Annotated in this window: 16 protein-coding genes; 7 read left to right on the top strand and 9 right to left on the bottom strand. The window is 72.1% G+C overall.

Translation table 11 applies throughout. The features are described 5' to 3' along the window. The first annotated feature begins 33 nt into the window (after positions 1-33). Entirely contained in the window at positions 34-999 is a 966-nt protein-coding gene (gene ku / locus NYO98_RS13000) for a non-homologous end joining protein Ku (protein WP_268112154.1), read from the top strand. A gap of 21 nt (positions 1,000-1,020) precedes the next feature. On the opposite strand, the gene NYO98_RS12995 is transcribed toward ku, so the two are convergent. Genes NYO98_RS12995 through NYO98_RS12985 form a run of 3 tightly spaced genes read right to left on the bottom strand, consistent with a single transcriptional unit; the run spans position 1,021 to position 5,086 of the window. After that, a complete protein-coding gene (locus NYO98_RS12995) occupies positions 1,021-2,490 on the bottom strand; it encodes a carboxyl transferase domain-containing protein (RefSeq protein ID WP_268112153.1) in 1,470 nt (489 codons plus the stop codon). Continuing rightward, complete coding sequence (locus NYO98_RS12990) at positions 2,487-3,674, bottom strand: CaiB/BaiF CoA transferase family protein (protein ID WP_268112152.1); 1,188 nt, start codon at positions 3,672-3,674, stop codon at positions 2,487-2,489. The genes NYO98_RS12995 and NYO98_RS12990 overlap by 4 nt, the downstream gene beginning before the upstream one ends. A gap of 20 nt (positions 3,675-3,694) precedes the next feature. Continuing rightward, a complete protein-coding gene (locus NYO98_RS12985; protein ID WP_268112151.1) occupies positions 3,695-5,086 on the bottom strand; it encodes an SLC13 family permease in 1,392 nt (463 codons plus the stop codon). Positions 5,087-5,207: 121 nt separating this feature from the next. On the opposite strand from NYO98_RS12985, the gene NYO98_RS12980 reads away from it, so the two are divergent. Then, positions 5,208-5,915 carry a FadR/GntR family transcriptional regulator gene (locus tag NYO98_RS12980; protein ID WP_268112150.1) on the top strand — a complete coding sequence of 236 codons (708 nt, stop codon included), beginning with the start codon at positions 5,208-5,210 and terminating at the stop codon, positions 5,913-5,915. Next, positions 5,912-6,682, top strand: a complete 771-nt coding sequence (locus NYO98_RS12975) for a sulfite exporter TauE/SafE family protein (RefSeq protein ID WP_268112149.1) — start codon at positions 5,912-5,914, stop codon at positions 6,680-6,682. Before NYO98_RS12980 ends, NYO98_RS12975 begins: the two co-directional genes overlap by 4 nt. A gap of 22 nt (positions 6,683-6,704) precedes the next feature. Here NYO98_RS12975 and NYO98_RS12970 read toward each other — a convergent pair whose 3' ends face one another. Continuing rightward, entirely contained in the window at positions 6,705-11,594 is a 4,890-nt protein-coding gene (locus NYO98_RS12970; RefSeq protein ID WP_268112148.1) for an NAD-glutamate dehydrogenase, read from the bottom strand. 182 nt (positions 11,595-11,776) lie between these two features. Between NYO98_RS12970 and NYO98_RS12965 the strand changes: the two genes are divergently transcribed. Continuing rightward, positions 11,777-12,250, top strand: coding sequence for a DUF2505 domain-containing protein (locus tag NYO98_RS12965; protein WP_268112147.1), 474 nt, complete (start codon positions 11,777-11,779; stop codon positions 12,248-12,250). Beyond that, positions 12,232-12,888 (top strand): maleylpyruvate isomerase N-terminal domain-containing protein, encoded by a 657-nt coding sequence (locus tag NYO98_RS12960; protein ID WP_268112146.1) that lies wholly within the window; start codon positions 12,232-12,234, stop codon positions 12,886-12,888. Before NYO98_RS12965 ends, NYO98_RS12960 begins: the two co-directional genes overlap by 19 nt. On the opposite strand, the gene NYO98_RS12955 is transcribed toward NYO98_RS12960, so the two are convergent. The 4 genes from NYO98_RS12955 to NYO98_RS12940 are packed head-to-tail and all read right to left on the bottom strand — an operon-like array spanning position 12,881 to position 16,605. After that, positions 12,881-13,102 (bottom strand): hypothetical protein, encoded by a 222-nt coding sequence (locus NYO98_RS12955; protein WP_268112145.1) that lies wholly within the window; start codon positions 13,100-13,102, stop codon positions 12,881-12,883. The genes NYO98_RS12960 and NYO98_RS12955 overlap by 8 nt on opposite strands. A gap of 37 nt (positions 13,103-13,139) precedes the next feature. Further along, positions 13,140-14,768, bottom strand: coding sequence for an L-glutamate gamma-semialdehyde dehydrogenase (gene pruA, locus NYO98_RS12950; protein WP_268112144.1), 1,629 nt, complete (start codon positions 14,766-14,768; stop codon positions 13,140-13,142). A gap of 44 nt (positions 14,769-14,812) precedes the next feature. After that, positions 14,813-15,157, bottom strand: a complete 345-nt coding sequence (locus tag NYO98_RS12945; protein WP_268112143.1) for a DUF6912 family protein — start codon at positions 15,155-15,157, stop codon at positions 14,813-14,815. Then, complete coding sequence (locus tag NYO98_RS12940; RefSeq protein WP_268112142.1) at positions 15,154-16,605, bottom strand: WS/DGAT/MGAT family O-acyltransferase; 1,452 nt, start codon at positions 16,603-16,605, stop codon at positions 15,154-15,156. The genes NYO98_RS12945 and NYO98_RS12940 overlap by 4 nt, the downstream gene beginning before the upstream one ends. 192 nt (positions 16,606-16,797) lie before the next feature. Between NYO98_RS12940 and NYO98_RS12935 the strand changes: the two genes are divergently transcribed. Both NYO98_RS12935 and NYO98_RS12930 read left to right on the top strand, forming a co-directional pair. Continuing rightward, entirely contained in the window at positions 16,798-17,247 is a 450-nt protein-coding gene (locus tag NYO98_RS12935) for a hypothetical protein (RefSeq protein ID WP_268112141.1), read from the top strand. Continuing rightward, positions 17,244-18,581: a hypothetical protein gene (locus NYO98_RS12930; RefSeq protein ID WP_268112140.1), complete on the top strand. Its 1,338-nt coding sequence runs from the start codon at positions 17,244-17,246 to the stop codon at positions 18,579-18,581. The genes NYO98_RS12935 and NYO98_RS12930 overlap by 4 nt, the downstream gene beginning before the upstream one ends. A 2-nt stretch (positions 18,582-18,583) precedes the next feature. On the opposite strand, the gene NYO98_RS12925 is transcribed toward NYO98_RS12930, so the two are convergent. Beyond that, positions 18,584-19,435: a calcium-binding protein gene (locus NYO98_RS12925; RefSeq protein ID WP_268112139.1), complete on the bottom strand. Its 852-nt coding sequence runs from the start codon at positions 19,433-19,435 to the stop codon at positions 18,584-18,586. Positions 19,436-19,496 lie beyond the last annotated feature (61 nt).

Below are 19,496 nucleotides of genomic sequence, written 5' to 3'. Positions count from 1 at the left end.
ACGTGTGTCTGATGTGACGGCTATCGTCGTCGCATGCGCGCGATCTGGAAGGGTGCCGTCTCCTTCGGCCTGGTCAGTGTCCCGGTCAAGCTCTATGCCGCGACGGAGAGCCACGACGTGTCGTTCCGCCAGGTGCACGCCAAGGACGGCGGCCGCATCAAGTACCAGCGCGTCTGCTCGCTCGACGGCGAGGAGGTGGCCTACGCCGACATCGCGAAGGGCTACGAGACCGAGGACGGCGAGATGGTCATCCTCACCGACGACGACATGGCCCAGCTGCCGTCGACGTCGTCGCGCGAGATCGCGGTGGAGAAGTTCGTGCCCCGCGAGCAGATCGACCCGCTGCTGTTCGAGAAGTCCTACTACCTCGAGCCCGAGGGCGCCGGCGCCAAGCCCTACGCCCTGCTGCGCCAGGCGCTGAAGGACGCCGACCGGATGGCCGTCGTCACCGTCGCGCTGCGACAGCGGACCACGATCGCGGTGCTGCGCGTGCGCGAGACCGAGGCCGGCGAGGTCATCGTGCTCCAGACGATGATGTGGCCCGACGAGGTCCGTGTGCCCGACTTCAAGGTCGAGGTCGACGACGCCAAGCCGCAAGAGGTCAAGATGGCCCACATGCTCGTCGAGACGCTGGCGGGCGACTTCGACGCGAGCGAGTTCGAGGACGACTACGCCGGCGCGGTCGACGCACTCGTGAAGTCCAAGATCGAGGGCGGCGAGATCAAGCGCACCGAGACCTCGACCAAGACCTCCGGCGAGGTCGTCGACCTGCTCGCCGCCCTGCAGAAGTCGGTGGCGGCCGCCAAGTCCGCGCGCGGCGAGGCCGACGACGACTCCGACGACGCGTCCGACGCGGAGAAGCCGGCGAGGAAGACCGCCGCCAAGAAGTCATCGGCCAAGAAGGCCCCCGCGAAGAAGGCGACCGCGAAGAAGTCGACGGCCAAGAAGACCGCGACCAAGAAGACCGCTGCGAAGAAGCAGGCCAAGAAGGCGAGCTAGCGCTCCCCGTCGCCCAGCGCCTCAGGACGCGTGGGCGACGGGTGTACGACCGGCGAGCTCGCGCAGCCGCGCCCCGACCTCGGCGGCCACGGCGACGGCCAGGTCGCGCGGAGACTCGCCGTCGACCTCGGGCACCACGTGCTGGACCACGCCGTCGGCGAGGAGGTCGGCGGCGCGCACCCGCTGGCGTGCGGCCATCTCGGCGGCGTGGGCGGTGTCGCCGTGCACGATCAGACTCGCGCCCTCCGGAGGCAGCGGCGAGAGCCAGGCGTGCTCGGTGGCGATGACGGACCGCGCGGGCAGGAAGGCGAGTGCCCCTCCCCCGCAGCCCTGGCCGAGGATCACCGAGACCGTCGGCACCGACATCGTCGTCAGGGTCGCGATGCAGCGGGCGATCTCGCCCGCGATGGCGCGCTCCTCGGCCTCGGGCGACAGCTCGGCGCCCGGGGTGTCGATCACGCTGACCAGTGGGAGGCCGAGCTCCTCGGCGAGCCGCATCCCGCGGCGGGCCTCGCGGAGCGCGCCGGGTCCCATCGCGTGCCCGGGCACCTGCCGCGAGCGGTCCTGCCCGATGACGACGCAGGGCTGGTCGTCGAGCCGCGTCAGCGCGACGAGGACGGTCGAGTCGCGCTCGCCCTCGTCGGTGCCGCGCAGCTGCAGCGTCCCGACGGCGCCGTGGGCGAGGAGGTCGCGCACGCCCACCCGGTCCGTACGACGGGTCCGCTCGACGCTGTCCCACGCGGTGTGGTCGCCGACCGGGCGCGCGGCGCGCAGCGGCAGCCGGCCCGACCCGGGCCCGTCGACCAGCACCGCCAAGGCGCTGTCGACCATGGCGGGCAGCTGCTCGGCGGCGACGACGCCGTCGATGACCCCGGCGGCCGCGAGGTTCTCCGCGACCTGCACACCGGGGCGGAACGGCCGTCCGTTGAGGCCTTCGTAGACCTTGGGGCCGAGGAAGCCGACGAGGGCGCCGGGCTCAGCGACGGTCACGTGGCCCAGCGACCCCCACGAGGCGTACACGCCGCCGGTCGTGGGGTGGCGCAGGTGCACGAGGTAGGGCAGGCCGGCGGCGCGGTGGTCCATCAGCGCGCGGGAGATCTCCACCATGCGCACGAAGGCGGGCGTGCCCTCCTGCATGCGGGTGCCGCCCGACGCCGTGCTGGCCAGCAGGGGCAGCCCTTCCGCGGTGGCGCGGCGGACGGCGGCGGTGATGCGGTCCGCCGCGGCGCGGCCGATGGAGCCGGCGAGGAAGCGGAACTCGTTGACCACGACCGCGACCGGCCGGCCGCGGACCTCACCACGACCGGTCAGCACCGACTCGTCGGTGCCGGCCTTCGCCGCGGCCGCCTCGAGCTCGGCGCGGTAGCCGTCGTCGGCGTAGGACAGGTCGATCGGCACGTCCCACGAGGTGAACGTGCCCTCGTCGAGCACCAGGTCGAGCAGCTCGTGGGCGGTCCAGCGCCTGGCTCCGCCGTCGCGCGGTGTGCTCACGCCCCGCCACCGCCGACCCAGGCGCGGATCTCGTCGGCGTGCTGGTCGAGCAGCGGCGGTGCGACGTGGTCGCGGCGGGTGACCTCGGCGCCGTCGGCGTCGAAGAACCGCAGCGGCGGGCCGGGGAGGGTCAGCCCGCCCAGCGTCGGATGCTCCACGTCGACCAGCAGTCCCTGGCTGGCGACCTGGTCCCACTCGTAGACCTCGTCGAGGGTGCGCACCTTGCCGGCCGGCACGCCGACCTCGGCGAGGCGGGCCAGGAGCGGCTCGGCGTCCCAGTCGGCGAAGGCCTGCTCGACGACCTCGATGACCCGCTCGCGGCTGGCGACGCGCTCGCCGTTGGTGGCCATGCCCTCGGCGTCGGGGTCGAGCCCGAAGCCGGCGCAGAACTTCCTCCACAGGCCCTCGCTGCCGAGCGCGATCTGCACGGCGCCGTCGCGGCAGTGGAACAGGCCGTAGGGCGCGATCGAGGGATGGTGGTTGCCCTGCGCACGCCCGACCTCGCCGGCCACGGTCCACCGCGTGCCCTGGAAGGCGTGCACGCCGACGACGGAGGCGAGCAGCGAGGTCCGCACGACGGTGCCCTTCCCGGTGCGCGCGCGCTCGTGGAGCGCGGCGAGCACGCCGTACGCGCCGTACATGCCGGACAGCAGGTCCGCGATGGGTACGCCGACACGCTGCGGGTCGTCGGGTCCCGAGCCCGTGAGGGACATCAGGCCGGCCTCGCCCTGGGCGATCTGGTCGTAGCCGGCGCGACCGCCCTCGGGGCCGTCGTGGCCGAACCCGGTGATCGAGAGGACGACGAGCCGCGGGTTGCGACGCATCAGCTCCTCGATGCCGAGCCCGAGCCGCTCCAGGACGCCGGTGCGGAAGTTCTCGACGAGCACGTCGGCACGCTCGAGGAGCCCCAGCAGGACGTCCTTGTCGGCCTCGTCCTTGAGGTCGAGGGCGATCGACTCCTTGTTGCGGTTGGTGCAGAGGAAGTACGTCGACTGGCGGGCGTCGGGCTCGCCGACGAACGGCGGCCCCCAGCCCCGGGTGTCGTCGCCGCTGCCCGGCGCCTCCACCTTGATCACCCGGGCGCCGAGGTCGCCCAGCATCTGGGTGGCGTGGGGGCCGGCGAGCGCCCGCGTCAGGTCGACGACGAGGAGGTCGGCGAGCGGTCCCGTCGTTGGTTCGGTCATGGGTTCGGTCATGTCGGTGGTCACCATCCGGGCAGGACGAGGGCGGCCCACACGAGGAGCGGGCCGACGAGGGTCACGATCGTGGCGTAGGTCAGGATCTGCTTGTAGTAGGTGCTCTCGTCGATCGTGTCGGGCCGGTTGGCCAGCATGAGCGCACCGTTGGTGGAGAACGGGCTGACGTCGACGATGGTCGAGCTGACCGCGAGGGCCGCGACGAAGAAGCCCGCCGACAGGCCGCCCTCGGCGACGAGGGGGATGGCGATCGGGATGATCACCGGCAGCAGCGCCGTCGAGGAGGCGAACGCCGAGACGATGCCGCCGACGTAGCAGAGGATCAGCGCGCCGATGGCGGCCGCGCCGAGTCCGGCGGCCCAGTTGCCGACGAACTCCGGGGAGCCGGCGGTGGTGAGGATCGTGGCGTACGTGCTCACGCCCGCGACGAGGAGCACGGTCGGCCAGGCGATCTGCTTGACGGTGTCCTTGTACGCCTTCGGCGTGAGGATCGAGAGCACGACCGCGGCCGTGATCGCGGCGAAGCCGATGTTCTTGTCGAAGACGAGCGCCACGAGGGCCACGGCGAGGAAGGCGAGGAGGGTGAGGACGTGCTCGAGGGTCGTGCCGGCGTCGTCGGGGTTCGGGGTGCCGGTGGTCGGCGTCGCGCCGGTGGCCGAGCGGGCGTCCGAGCGGTCCGGGTGCACGCGCGGCGACCCGCCTCCCGCTGCGGTGGTGGCACCGGCCGAGGCGCCGACCGCGGCGCTGGTCGTGGCGCCGGCCTCGACGAGCTCGCCGTCGCCGTCCATGCGCAGGTTCATCAGCCTGCGGCCGCCGAGCACGACGAACAGGATCGCGGCCATCACGGTGTTGACCACCAGGCTGGAGAAGAAGATCGTCAGCGGCGTGGTGCCGAGCCCGGCGTCCTCCATCACCGAGTTGGTGATCGTGCCGTAGATCGAGATCGGCGAGAAGCCGCCGGCCTGCGCACCGTGCACGACGAACATGCCCATCATCAGCGGGCTGATGCCGTAGCGGCCGGCGAACCCGAGGGCGATGGGGCCGATGATCGCGCACGCGGCGGGGCTCGCTGCGCCGATGGCCGTGATCACGGCCGTGACCGCGAACATCACCCACGGGATGAGGGCGACGCGTCCGCCGACCGAGGCCACCGCGGTGCGGACGATGAGGTCGACCGTGCCGTTCTGCCTGGCGATCGCGAAGAGGTAGGTGACCCCGATCAGGGTCAGGACCAGGTCGGCGCTGATGCCGGCGAGGATCTCCTTCTCGTCGAGTCCCAGCGAGTACATCCCCACGAGCCACGCGGCGACGTAGGCCAGCGCTCCCATGTTGATCGGCAGCACCGTGCCGACCACGAACAGCGCGACGAGCGCGATGATCGCAATCCATTCCGGACCCATAGTGGTCACCTTCCGAGTCGAGTGCCGGCACGGCGGGGTCGCGGGGGGTGGCCCTCGTCACAGTGCTGGCTCAGTGGCCTAGCCAATAGGACAATGAGCCGATCGTCAATAGGGTGGTCCCATGTCCGAGTCGTCGCCCTTCCCGCCACGGCTGCTCCGCACGCGTCTCTACGAGCAGGTGGCCGGGCAGATCTCCACGTGGATCGACGACAACGGCCTGCAGGCCGGTGACAAGCTCCCGCCCGAGCGCGAGCTCGCCCAGCGCCTCGGCGTCAGCCGCGCCACGCTGAGCCAGGCGCTGGTCGCGCTCGAGGTCGTGGGCGTGGTGGAGGTACGCCACGGGGACGGCACCGTCGTCACCGCGAGGCACCAGAAGTCCAGCCGCATCGTCGAGGCGATCCGCAGCCACGCCGACCGGCTGCCCGAGATCATCGAGACCCGCGACGCGCTCGAGACCAAGATCGCCTCCCTCGCCGCGCAGCGACGCACCGACGACGACCTCGCCCGCATCGACGACGCGCTCGCCTTCATGGCCGCCGACATCGAGGCGGGCGGCCGCGGCGTCGAGGGCGACGAGCGGTTCCACGGTGCCGTCACCGCTGCGTCCCACTCCCTCCTGCTCGCGCGGCTCATGGACGAGATCGGAGACCTCATCAAGGAGACCCGGCTCGAGTCGCTCGGCCAGCCCGGCCGGCCGCAGGACTCCCTGGCCGGGCACCGCGCGATCGCCGAGGCGATCCGTGCCGGCGACCCCGCCGCGGCGGCCGAGGCGATGCACGCCCACGTCGCGATGGTCAGCGACGTGGCGCTCATCCGCGAGGCGGAGTGACCTCACTCGAGGCGCTCCTGGTGCTCGCCACCGGGTTCGGCGCCGGCGTGCTCTCCTCGACGGTCGGGGTGGCGTCCCTGCTGAGCTTCCCCGTGCTGGTCGCGCTCGGCCTGCCGCCGGTCGTGGCCAACGTGTCCAACACCCTCGGCCTGATCCCCGGCGGCATCGGCGGCGTCGTCGGCTACCGCGCCGAGGTGCGCGAGGCGGGCCCGATCGCCCGGACGATCGTCGCCGTCTGCGCCTTCGGCGCGGCCATCGGCGCCGCCCTGCTGCTCGGGCTGCCGCCCGGCGTCTTCGAGGCGGTCGTCCCCTACCTGATCCTCTTCACCTGCCTGCTCGTCGGCGTGCAGCCCCGCATCGCGGCATGGCTGCGGGCCCGCCACGAGGCCCGGCACGGCGTGGCGCTGGCCGAGCGCCGGCACATGTCCCCCGCCACCACCGCGTTCGCCACGATCACGGGCGTCTACGGCGGCTACTTCGGCGCCGGCGCGGGCGTGATGATGGTGGCGGTCCTCGGCATCGGCACCGACCTCGAGCTGCGCATCGTCAACGGCCTGAAGACGCTGTCGCTGATGGTCGGCAACGTCGTCGCCGGCCTCATCTTCGTCGTGGTCGCCGACCCGCGCTGGGACGTCGTGGTGCTGCTCGCGGCCGGGTCGCTGGTGGGCGGCTACGTCGGTGCCCGCATCGGCCGCAAGCTCCCCGACGCGGTCTTCCGGTGGGCCGTCGTCGCCGCCGGCGTCGTGGCCGCCGTCCTGCTCTTCTGACGCCGACGGCGTCCGCCCCCCGTCAGGACAGCAGGCCCCGCACCACCCGCAGCCCGACCGAGAGGCGGGCCAGCTCGGCCGTCTCCTCGCGGCAGATCTCCTCGAGCGTCGACGCGGCGCGGCCCACGAGCTCCTCGTCGGCGTCCTCCCAGGCGGCGACCCGGGCCGGCGCCGAGTCCGCGGCGTCGGTGGACTCGAGGACCTGGGCGGTCAGCTGCTGGTGGACGCCGTAGAGGTCGTCGCGGACCGCGGCCCGCGCCATCGTCTGCCACCGGTCGTCGCGCGGCAGGGCGAAGATCCGCTCGACGAGCGCCGGCAGGCCCAGCCGCTCCCCCAGCGCGAAGTGGACGCGGGCCACCTCGACCGGATCGAGGCCGAGCCGGTCGGCGGTCTCGACGATGCCGAGCAGGGCATAGGCGGACGCCAGCACCGCGACGCGGGAGGCCAGGTCGTCCGGCACGCCCTGGTCGGTGAGCCGCTTCTGGCGGGCGCTGTAGTCGTCGAGCTCGCGCCCGCTCATGATGCCGGGCAGCTCGGCCATGACCCGCTGGACGGGGCCGCGGAAGAACTCGACCGTGGCGCTGGAGTCGAGCGGTGGGCGGCGGTTGGTGACCAGCCAGCGCGACGCGCGCTCCACCAGCGTGCGCATCTCGATGCGCATCCGGGTCTGGCGCTCGGCCGGCACCTGGTTGTCGAGCGCGGCGATCTCCTGGCGCAGCGGCAGCGAGCCGAAGATCTCGCGCGCGACGAAGTTGGCCCGGGTGAGGTCGGCCGGGGAGGCCCCGGTCTCGCCCTGCAGCCGCGGCCAGAAGGTCATGCCGGCGCCGTTGACGAGGTCGTTGACCACCTGCGTCACGATGATCTCGCGTCGCAGCGGGTGGTCCTCGATGGCTGCCTCGAGGTCGGGCTTCATCCGGCTCGGGAAGTAGGCGAGCAGGTCCTCGCGCAGGTAGGGGTCGTCGGGCAGGTCGGAGTCGACGAGCTCCTCGGCCAGCACGATCTTCGTCCACGCCAGCAGCACGGACAGCTCGGGCGCCGACAGCGCCTGCTTCCGGTCGAGGCGTCGCCGGACCTGGCGGGTGCTGGGCAGCCCCTCCAGCTCGCGGTTGAGCACGCCGCGCTTCTCGAGCGCGCGCATCCAGTCCTCGTGCACGTGCAGCAGCGACGGCGCGTGGGCCTGGGCGTTGGCGAGCGCCAGGTTCTGCTCGTAGTTGTCGCGCAGGACGAGCTGGCCGACCTCCTCGGTCATCTCGGCGAGCAGCTCGTTGCGGGCGTCCTCGCCCATCGCGCCCGACCGCACGACGCGGTCGAGCAGGATCTTGATGTTGACCTCGTGGTCGGAGGTGTCGACGCCGGCGGAGTTGTCGATGAAGTCGGTGTTGATGCGCCCGCCGTCACCCCCGGCGCCGAACCGGGCGTACTCCACCCGGCCGAGCTGGGTGAAGCCGAGGTTGCCGCCCTCACCGACGCACCGGGCGCGCAGGTCCTCACCGTTCACGCGGATCGCGTCGTTGGCCTTGTCGCCGGCGTCGGCGTTGGTCTCCTCCGACGACTTCACGTAGGTGCCGATGCCGCCGTTCCAGAGCAGGTCGACCGGCGCGAGCAGGATCGCCTTCATGAGCTCGGCGGGAGTCAGCGAGGTGACGTCGGCGGCGAGGCCGAGGGCCTTGCGCGCCTGGGCCGACACCGGGATCGACTTGGCCGAGCGCGGCCACACCCCGCCGCCCTCGGAGATGAGGGAGGCGTCGTAGTCCTTCCAGCTCGACCTCGGCAGGTCGAAGAGCCGGCGCCGCTCGGCGTACGACGACGCGGCGTCGGGCGAGGGGTCGATGAAGATGTCGCGGTGGTCGAACGCCGCCACCAGCCGGGTGTGCTCGGAGCAGAGCAGGCCGTTGCCGAAGACGTCGCCGGACATGTCCCCGATGCCGACCGCGGTGAAGTCCTCGTTCTGGCAGTCGACGCCCATCTCGCGGAAGTGCCGCTGCACCGAGACCCACGCCCCCTTGGCGGTGATGCCCATCGCCTTGTGGTCGTAGCCCACCGACCCGCCCGACGCGAAGGCGTCACCCAGCCAGAAGCCGTAGTCCTTGGCCACGCCGTTGGCGATGTCGGAGAACGTCGCGGTGCCCTTGTCGGCTGCGACGACGAGGTAGGAGTCGTCCCCGTCGTGCCGGACGACCTCCCGGGCCGGCACCGTGACGCCGTCCACGAGGTTGTCGGTGATGTCGAGCAGGCCCGAGATGAAGGTCTTGTAGCAGGCCACGCCCTCGGCGAGCCAGGCGTCGCGGTCGGAGGGGTCGGGGAGCTGCTTGCAGAAGAACGCGCCCTTCGCGCCGACCGGCACGATCACGGTGTTCTTCACCATCTGCGCCTTGACCAGGCCGAGGACCTCCGTGCGGAAGTCGTCGCGACGGTCCGACCAGCGCAGGCCGCCGCGCGCCACGGCGCCGAAGCGCAGGTGGGAACCCTCGACGCGGGGGCTGTAGACGAAGATCTCGTAGCGCGGACGGGGCTGGGGCAGGTCGGGGATGGCCGACGGCTCGAGCTTGAAGGAGATGTACGGGTGCACCTCGCCATCGGCCGAGCGCTGGAAGAAGTTGGTGCGCAGGGTGGCCCGCACCAGCGTGCGGTAGGAGCGCAGGATGCGGTCGTGGTCGAGGCTGACGACGTCGTCGAGGGCCTTGGCGAGCCGCTCCTCGACCGCCTCCACCTTGGCCACGCGCGCCTCCGCGTCGTGCTCCAGCAAGCGGTCCCCGCGACCGGGGTCGAAGCGCGACTCGAAGAGCTCCACGAGCAGCCGGGTGATGTCGACGTTGCTGCGCAGCGCCTCCTCGATGTAGTCGAGGGCGAAGGGCGAGTTGCCCTGCTTCAGGTACTTGGCGTAGGCCCGCAGCACCGTCGCCTGCCGCCACGTCAGCCCGGCGGCGAGGACGAGCTGGTTGAAGCCGTCGATCTCGTTGTAGCCGTCCCACACCGCGCGCAGCGCCTCGGCGAACAGCGTGCGCTCCTTCGGAGCGAGGGTGCGGCCGTGACGCAGCCCGAACTCGTAGATGAAGGAGGGTCGGGCCAGCCCGGTGAGCTCGTAGGGACGCTCGTCGACGACCTCGACGCCCATCGACGTGAGCATCGGAAGCATCGCGCTCAGCGACAGCGGCTCGCCCACCCGGAAGACCTTGAGCCGCGACTCGCCACGACGGTAGTGGCCGCCGCGCTCGTCCTGGTCGAACAGGGCGAGGTCGATGCCGACGTCGCCCTGGATCGCCTCGATGCGGCCGAGGTCGGCCGATCCGCGCTGGGGCTTGAAGTCCTCCTTGTAGGCCTCGGGGAAGGCGCCGGCCCAGGCTCGCGCCAGCCGCGACCCCTCGTCGACGCCGTACTCGCTGACGACGGCGGCCACGAAGTCGTCGCGCCACGACCGCGAGGCCTCCATCAGCCGGCGCTCGAGGTCGGCGACGTCGATCTCGGGGACCTGACCACCCTTGGGCGGGTGGACCACGAAGTGCACCCGCGCTGTCGTCGACTCGTTGACCCGGGCGGTGAACTCGACGTGCTCGCCGTTGAGCCGTTCGCTCAGGATCTCGGAGAAGCGCTCGCGCACGGCGGTGCTGTAGCGGTCGCGGGGCAGGTAGACGAGCACCGAGACGTAGCGGCCATAGGTGTCGCGGCGCACGAACGCCCGGAGCTGACGGCGCTCGCGGGCGCTCATCACGTCCTGCGCGACCGGGGCGAGCTCGTCGGGTGAGGTGTGGAACAGCTCGTCGCGCGGGTAGTTCTCCAGCGTGTCCATCAGCGCCTTGCCGGCGTGGCTGCGCGGGTCGAAGCCCGCGTGGCGCATGACCTCGCCGACCTTCTCGCGCAGCACCGGGATGCGGGTGACCGACTCGGTGTAGGCGGCGCTGGAGAACAACCCGAGGAAGCGGCGCTCGCCCACGACCTCGCCGTCGGGGCCGAACGTCTTGACGCCGACGTAGTCGAGGTAGGCGGGGCGGTGGACGGTGGAGCGCGAGTTGGCCTTCGCCAGGACGAGCAGCTTCTTCTCACGGGCCTTCGCCTTCACCAGCGGGGGCAGCTTGGCGAAGGAGGCGGACAGGTCCTGGTCGTGGCGCAGGATGCCGAGACCCGAGCCCGGGACGGCGCGCAGGCCGCACTCGTCCGGAGCACCCTCCTCCGCCTCGAGCTGGTACTCGCGGTAGCCGAGGAACGTGAAGTGGTCGTCGGCCAGCCATGTGAGGAACTCGCGCCCCTGGCGCAGCTCCTCGGCGGGCAGCGGCGGCGGGTCCTGGTCGAGCTGCCCGACCACCATGAGCGCCTGGGCGTGCATCTTCTCCCAGTCCTCGACGGACTCGCGTACGTCGCGCAGCACCCGCTGGAGGCCGTCGGTGATCTCGGCCGCCTCGTCGTCGTCGGTGCGGTCGATCTCGACGTGCATCCACGACTCCGCGCCCTCCTGGGCGGACGGCTGGGTCTCGGCCTGGACCGCCGCCCGGGCGCCACCGAGCGGCTCGTGGGCGTGCACGTGCCGGAGCTGACCGGTGATGTCGCGCTCGACGGCGAGCTGGGGGTGGATGACCGCGTGCACGGTGTGCCCGAGCCGGTTGAGCTCCATCGTCACCGAGTCGACGAGGAAGGGCATGTCGTCGGTGACCACCTCGACGACGGATCGGCCGGACGCCGACCAGCCGGCATCGGCGATCGTGGGTGTCACGACGCGAACGGCTGCGGTGCCCTGGGGGCGGGAGGCGGCGAGCTCGCGGTGGGAGGAGACGGCACCGAGCAGGTCCTCCGGGGAGCGCTCGGCGACCTCCTCGGGGGCGACGTGTCGGTAGTACGCGCGGACAAGGTCACCCCACTCCGGACGTCCCGCCGTCGCTGCGTCGAGCTGCTGGTCCTTGGTCTCCTCGGGCGTCGCCACGCTCTGACACTAGAACCCGCGCTGTGACCCTCACAACACGGGTCGGTACCCGGCGGTCACCTCGCCCGTCGGGACGTGGAAAGGGCACCGGTCCTCGCCCCCGGCGACCGCGTCGGCCATGATGTCCGCACCGGCCGGGGCGTCCGCCCCGGCCGCTCGGACGAGCACCCGGAGGAGCCTGGATGGGCAAGCGCGTGGTCAAGGAGCTCACCTACGACGCCTCCCTCGAGGAGGTGGCCGCGATGCTCACCGATCGGGCCTTCCGCGAGCGCGTGCTCGAGCGGATGCACGTCGTGCGCGGCCACGTCACGGTCGAGGACGGCGTCGTCACGATCGAGCAGGTGCAGTCCTCCTCGGGCCTGCCGTCGTTCGCGACCAAGCTGGTCGGCGACGAGATCCGGATCGTCCAGGTCGAGGCGTGGCGCATCCCCGAGCACGCCGACGTCGAGGTCAGCATCCCCGGCAAGCCCGCCGAGATGGCCGGCACCGCGACCCTGGTCGAGTCGGGGGGTCGGACGACCGAGCGCGTGGACCTCGAGGTGACCGTGCGGCTGCCGCTGGTGGGCGGCAAGATCGAGGGCCTCGTCGCCGACATGCTGGGCCGGGCGCTCGACACCGAGCACCGCACGGGCGTGGAGTGGCTCGCTTCCCGATGACGGCGCTGCTCGCGGAGTCGTACGACGCCCTCGCCGGCGTCGTGTCGGGGCTGCGCGAGGACGACGCCTGGGCGCCGACCGGATGCACCGGGTGGAGCGTGCGCGACCTGCTGTGGCACCTGAACGCCGACGCGGTGCGCGGCCTGGTCGCCGCCCACACGCCGGCCGAGCGCGACGCCGACTGCGACGCCGTCGCCTACTGGCGGTCGTGGGGCAGCGACCCCGACGCCGACGAGCAGAACCGCCGGCTGACCCGCGTCGAGGCCGGGCTGCACGGGTTCGCCGCCCTGCGCGAGCGCTACCTGGAGGCGGCCGCCGCGACGACGCGGGCGCTGGCTGCCGCGCCTGCCGACGCGGTGGTCGCGACGCAGGGTCATGCCCTCCGCGTCGACGACCTCGCCAGCACGTGGGCGGTGGAGGCGACGCTCCACCATGCCGACCTCGTCGCCCACCTCGACGCCCCCGGCCCACCGGCCGCGGGCCTCGCCGAGGCACGCCGGGTCGTGACGGCGCTGCTCGGGCGGCCCCTCGACGGGTGGACGAGCGAGCGGGTCGTCCTGGTCGGCACCGGGCGTGCCGAGCCGACGCCCACCGAGCGGTCCGGGCTCGACGGCGTCGAGGTGCCGGTCTTCAGCTGAGGTGCTCGCGCCCGTCCGCGGGCGAGCGGTCGTCCCCGGGCACCGGCGCGTCGTGCTCGCCGTGCTCGTCGTCCTGCTCGTTGCGCCGGCGCCAGATCACGAGGCCGAGGACGAGGAACGGCCCGAACGCCAGCAGCAGCGTGAGCGCCTGCTCGTAGGGGTGCAGCGCCCCCATGTGCCACAGCGGCCGGAGCGGGAGGACGGGGACGGGCACGCCCCCATCCTCCCCCATCGGACCGTGGGCCGGGACGTCAGCCCTGGTGCGGGTAGCGGTGGTCGGTCGGCGGCACGAAGGTCTCCTTGATCGACCGCGGCGAGGTCCAGCGCAGCAGGTTGACCGCCGCGCCGGCCTTGTCGTTGGTGCCGGAGGCCCGACCGCCGCCGAAGGGCTGCTGCCCGACGACCGCGCCGGTGGGCTTGTCGTTGATGTAGAAGTTGCCCGCGGCGAAGCGCAGCGTCTTGCGGGCCCACGCGATGGCGGAGCGGTCCTGCGCGATGATCGCGCCGGTCAGCGCGTAGGGGGCGAAGGACTCCATCTGCGCCACGACCGACTCGAAGTCGGCGTCCTCGTAGACGTGCACGGCCAGGATCGGGCCGAAGTACTCCTCGGAGAACATCTGGTCGGTCGGGTCGCTCGACTCGACGATCGTGGGCCGGACGAAGTAGCCCACCGAGTCGTCGGTCTGGCCGCCCGCGAGCAGCGTCAGGTGGTCGGTGCCCTCGACGCGGGCGATGGCCTTGCGGTGCTTGGCGAACGCGCGGTCGTCGATCACCGCTCCCATGAAGTGGGACAGGTCGGTGACGTCACCCATCGACAGCGCCTCGGTGTCGGCGATGAGCTGGTCCTTGATCTTCACCCAGACCGAGCGCGGCACGTACGCGCGCGAGGCCGCCGAGCACTTCTGGCCCTGGAACTCGAACGACCCACGGATCATCGCGACACGCAGCACGTCGGGGTCTGCGGACGGGTGGGCGACGATGAAGTCCTTGCCGCCGGTCTCGCCGACGATGCGCGGGTAGGAGCGGTAGCCGGTGATGTTCTCGCCGACGGTGCGCCACAGGCGCTGGAACGTCGGCGTCGAGCCGGTGAAGTGGATGCCGGCCAGGTCGCGGTGCGCGAGCGCGACCTCGGACACGTCGAGCCCGTCACCGGGCAGCATGTTGATGACGCCGGGCGGCATCCCGGCCTCCTCCAGCAGCTCCATCGTCAGCGACGCGGCGAGCTGCTGGGTCGGCGAGGGCTTCCACAGCACCGTGTTGCCCATCAGCGCCGGGGCGGTGGGCAGGTTGCCGGCGATGGCGGTGAAGTTGAAGGGCGTGATCGCGTAGACGAAGCCCTCGAGCGGGCGGTGGTCGGTGCGGTTCCAGATGCCCGGGCTGTTGGCGATGGGCTGGTCGGTGAGGATCTGCTTGGCGTAGTGGACGTTGAACCGCCAGAAGTCGATCAGCTCGCAGGCGGCGTCGATCTCGGCCTGGAACGCCGTCTTCGACTGGCCGAGCATCGTCGCGGCGTTGAGCCGCTGGCGCCAGGGGCCGGCCAGCAGGTCGGCGGCCTTGAGGATGATCGCGCACTTCTCGTCGAAGGGCATGGCCCGCCAGTCCGGCGCGGCCTCGGCCGCGGCCGCGATGGCGTCCTCGGTGTCCTTGGTGGTCGCGCCGCGCAGGGTGCCCAGCACGTGCTGGTGGTCGTGGGGCTGGACGACCGCGGTCTCGGCGCCGCCGCCCTCGCGGTGCTCGCCGCCGATGACGGCGTGGAAGGTGTGCTGCTCGCCCTCGAGCCGGGCCAGCTCGGTGACCAGTGCCTCGCGCTCCGGGGTGCCGGGCGCATAGGTCAGGTTCGGCTCGTTGGTGGGAGCCGGAGGAAAGGTGATCGCGTCCATGCGGCTGATCGTGTCAGACCCGCCTTCGCCCCTCCAAGTGCCGGTCACCGGGGGGTGACGAGGTCGCCGATCTCCTGCGTGGCCCACCACGCCAGGTCGTCGTCGGGGTCCGCGTCGTCATCGGTGTCGACGTGCACGGCGACCACGTCGCGCCACAGCACCGGGCCGTCGGCCGCCGGGGTCTCGGCGACCACGACCACGCGCCGGCGCTGGCCGTCGGGCAGGCCGGCCACCAGCTCGGCCGACGCGTCCGCCGCCGTCATCAGGGCGACGTACTCGCTCTCCTCCCCGTCGTCCGGGGCGAGGACCGGGTCGACGGGACGTGGGCCGTCGGCTGCCCAGTCCTCGGCCAGGCGTGGGAGGGAGGTCGGGAGGTAGCGGCGGGTCACGACGTCCCCTTCGTGGTCGACTTCTTGCGCCCGCGCGGCGCGCGCGGCCTGGTGTCGGACGCCGAGTCCTTGAGCTCGTCGAGCGCGTCGAGCACGCACTGGCCGAGGACGTCGGCGTCGGGCACGGCGTCGCGGTCCGTCGTGATGCCGTAGAACACGCCGCCGTCGTAGGACGTGACGCCGATGGCGAGGGGGTGGTCGGGCAGCAGCGGGTGGACGGGGTAGGACTCGAGCATCCGCGCGCCGTCGGCGTAGAGCGGGAACTGCGGTCCCGGCACGTTGGTGATCGAGACGTGGAAGCCACGCCGCAGCTCGGCCGTGGCCAGGCGTGCGCCCAGCGCGTGGAACGTCGTCGGCGCGAAGCCGGCGATGCCCGAGAGCCGGCGGGCCGAGACGTTGCGGCCGTTGTCGCGGTGTGCCCGCAGGTCGTAGCTGACCTGGTGCAGCCGGACGACCGGGCTGGGCTCGCCGATCGGCAGGTGCACGAGGTGCCCGGTGATCTGGGTGCCGAGCGAGGTCGGCTCGAGCTCGTCGTCGATGACCGACATCGGCACGATCGCCTTGATCGTGCGCAGCCCGCCCAGCGACTCGGCGCGCGCCATCAGCCATCCGCGGAGCCCGCCGGCGAGGGTGGCCAGGATGACGTCGTTGACCGTGCCGCCGTGGACCTCCCGGATCGCGCGGTAGTCGGCGAGCTCGGTGCGGACCGTCACGAACCGGCGCTGCTGCGAGAGCCGTCGGTGCACCGGGGTGGCATGCACCGGGCCGCGTCCCGCGAGGGCGTTGGCGACCTCCGCGACGCGGGCGGTCGAGGCGGAGGCCGCGCGGCCGAAGGACTCGGCGTTGGCGCGGGTGGTCATCCAGAGCGTGCGCGGGCTCTCGATGCTGTCGGTGACCGCGGCGAGGGCGGCCGCCACGGGGCCGGCGGGCCGGCGCGGACGCCAGTCGTCGTCGTGCCCGAGGGTCGAGCGGTCCGGCGAGGTGTCGAGCAGCACCTGGCCGATGTCGACGGTCTCGCGGCCGTCGACGAGGATCTGGTGGCTCTTGGTCAGCAGCGCGACGCGGCCGTGCTCGAGGCCCTCCACGAAGTAGCACTCCCACAGCGGACGGGTCCGGTCGAGCGGCCGCGACGCGATGCGCGCGACGAGCTCGCGGAGCTGGTCCATCGACCCCGGACGCGGCAGCGCGGAGCGTCGTACGTGGTAGCCGAGGTCGAAGCCGTCGTCGTCGACCCAGGCCGGGTTGGCCAGCCGTCCGGGCACGGGCTGCAGGCGCTGGCGGTAGCGCGGGACGAAGGCGATCCGGTCGGCGATCAGCTGCACGAGCCGGTCGTGGTCGAAGCCGGACTCCCCCGGGTCGAAGATCTCCACCGTCGCGTTGTGCATGGGCGTCGTGGGGGACTCGGCGGCCAGGATGGCCAGGTCCCGCGGCCGTAGCCGGATGCTCATGCACGTCCTCGCTTCGCTCCGTGCGCGCATGAGGCACGACGCGCGCGGCGCTGAACGATTCGCTCGCTCCGCTCGCTCATCTGGTGCCCTCTCGTCGACGATCTTGTCCCGCATGGGATTCTGGCAGAGGCAGTGAGCCGGCGTGGTGCCGCGGCCGCTGTCTGCCCGTGCCGCTGCAGAAGGAGATCTCCCGTGCCCGGTCGCGCCCTCACGCGCCTCGCCCCCGTCGTCCTGGTCCTGGCCGCCGCGCTCACCGCGTGCGGCGGGGACGGTGACACCGACTCGCCGGCCACCGAGGAGAGCACGAGCTCCTCCTCCGAATCCCCCGCGGAGCCCGGTTCGGAGTCGGGGTCGGAGTCGGGGTCCAGCAGCACGGGTGACGGCGTCACGGTCACCGTGACCCGTGAGGGCGACTCCTTCACCCCCAACGGCGAGCGGGTCGAGCTCGGCGTCGACCAGCCGCTGGTCCTCACCATCGAGGCGGACGAGGCCGGTGAGCTCCACGTGCACAGCACCCCGGAGCAGGAGATCGCCTACGACGCGGGCACCTCGGAGCACGAGATCGTGATCGACCGTCCGGGCGTGGTCGAGGTGGAGAGCCACGAGCCCGACGTGATCCTGCTCCAGCTCGAAGTCCGGTGAGCCCCGTCGCCGTCGGCGGCTCGATCTCGGCGCACGGCCTCGGCGGTGCCAAGGACCTGCCGATCCCCTCGGAGCTGGCGATCGCGGGTGCGGTCGCCGCACTCGTGGTCTCGTTCACCGTGCTGGCGGTGGCGTGGCGCGAGCCCCGCTACGACCCGGAGACCAGCGGTCGTCCGGCTCCGGACTGGCTGGACCGCTTCGTGTCCTCGCGCGCACTGGCGATCGGCGCGCGCGTGCTCGGGATGGCGATCTTCCTCTACGTCGCCGCGGCCGCGGTGTTCGGCGAGGACACCCTGATCAACCCGTTCCTGGGCACCTTCTACGTGCTGCTGTGGGTGGGCCTCGTGCCGGCGTCGCTGCTGATCGGGCCCGTGTTCCGCGCGATCAGCCCGGCCCGCACGATCAGCATGCTGTTCGCGAAGATCTCCGGCGTGCCCGAGGGCGAGGGCCTGTACGTCTACCCGGCCCGTCTCGGCTACTGGCCCGCTGCGGCCGGCCTGTTCGCCTTCGTCTGGCTCGAGCTCGTCTACCCCTACTCCACCGACGTCGGACCCGTCCGGCTCTGGTGCGCCGCCTACCTCGGCATCATGTTCATCGGCTCGGCGCTGTGGGGCACGACGTTCCTGGCGCGAGCCGACCCGTTCGAGGTCTACTCCTCGCTGGTCGCCAAGCTGTCGGTGTGGGGGCGTCGCGACGGGGTGCTGGTGCTGCGCAGCCCGCTCGCGAACCTCGACACCGTCGTGCCGCGACCCGGGCTGGTGGCGGTCGTCGGGGTGCTGTTCGGCAGCACCGCGTTCGACTCGTTCCGCGAGTCCACGCCCTGGCTCAAGCTCGTGCAGTCGATGTCGACCTCACGCGTGTGGCCCGACACCCTCGCGCTCATCGCCTTCTCCGCGGGCGTGGCGTTCGTGCTGACCGTCGCCACCATGGCGACGGGCGTGCGGAGCGACATCCCGCGCCGGGCGCTGCCCAACCTGTTCGCGCACTCGGTGATCCCGATCATCGTGGGTTACATCGTGGCCCACTACCTGACCTACTTCGTCGAGTACGGCCAGCAGACGGTCATCCAGCTGAGCGACCCGTTCAGCCGCGGTGACGACTACCTCGGGACGGCCGACCTGCAGGTCAACTACTGGCTCTCGGCGCACCCGACGTTCCTCGCGGTCAGCAAGGTCGCCGCGGTCACGCTCGGCCACGTCGTCGGGGTGGTGGCCGCCCACGACCGGGCGATCAAGCTGCTGCCTCCGCGGCACCAGCTCACCGGTCAGCTGCCGCTGCTCTTCGCGATGGTCGCCTTCACCGTGGGCGGGCTGTACCTGCTGTTCGCGGCCTGACCTCAGCGCACGACCGGGCCGTACGGCCAGCCGGCCGGCAGCACGTCGGTGACCTCGATGATCTCGCACGAGCCGCGGTAGTCGATGACGTCGGCCCCGTCGCGCCAGCCGACGAAGACCACCCGGTCGGCACTGCCGTTGTCGCCCTGGGTCGGGTCGTCGCAGTGGATCTTGTCCGGCTGGCCGTCGGGGAGCACGTAGATCGTGTCGTTGCCCTGCTCGGTGAAGACCTTGTCCGCGCCGGGTCCGAGGAAGACGGTGTCGTCGCCCTCGTCGCCCTTGATCTTGACGTCGTTGCCCTCGCCGTCGATGAGCACGTCGTTGCCGGGACCACCCTGGATGGCTCCGTCGTCACCCGGGCCGGCGTCGATGTAGTCGTTGCCGTCGTTGCCGATGTGCTTGTCGACGCCGTCGCCACCGAAGAGCCGGTCGTCGCCCGGGCCGCCGCCGACGAGGTCGTTGCCGCCCTCGCCGTGGACGAGGTCGATACCGTCACCGGCCGTCAGCTTGTCGTTGCCCTCGCCGCCGTACATCTCGTCGTCGCCCTGGCCGCCGTCGACGGAGTCGTTGCCGAGCCCGCCCGAGCCCCAGTCGTTGCCGAGCTGCAGGGTGATCCAGTCGTCGCCGTCGTCGCCGGTGACGGTGTCGTGGCCGTTGCCGGCCCAGACCTTGTCGTTGCCGCCACGGGCCGTCACGTTGTCCTGGCCACCGATGGCCATGATCCTGTCGGCGCGGTTCTTCCCACGGATGGCGTCGTCGCCGGTGGTGCCCTGGAAGAGCTTGGCGGACGCGGGCGAGGCGGCCATGACGACGGCGAGCGTCGAGATGGCCGCGATGCGGTAGTGACGTGTCATGGGGTCTCCCTCGGAATCTCGACCCAAATTACGTCAAATCTTGATGGTTTTCAGAATCTTC

The sequence above is a fragment of the Nocardioides pini genome, from assembly GCF_026712185.1.
Classification (GTDB): domain Bacteria; phylum Actinomycetota; class Actinomycetes; order Propionibacteriales; family Nocardioidaceae; genus Nocardioides; species Nocardioides pini.
The sequence above is the reverse complement of the archived record's forward strand: the minus strand, read 5'-3'. Positions and strand labels throughout refer to the sequence as shown.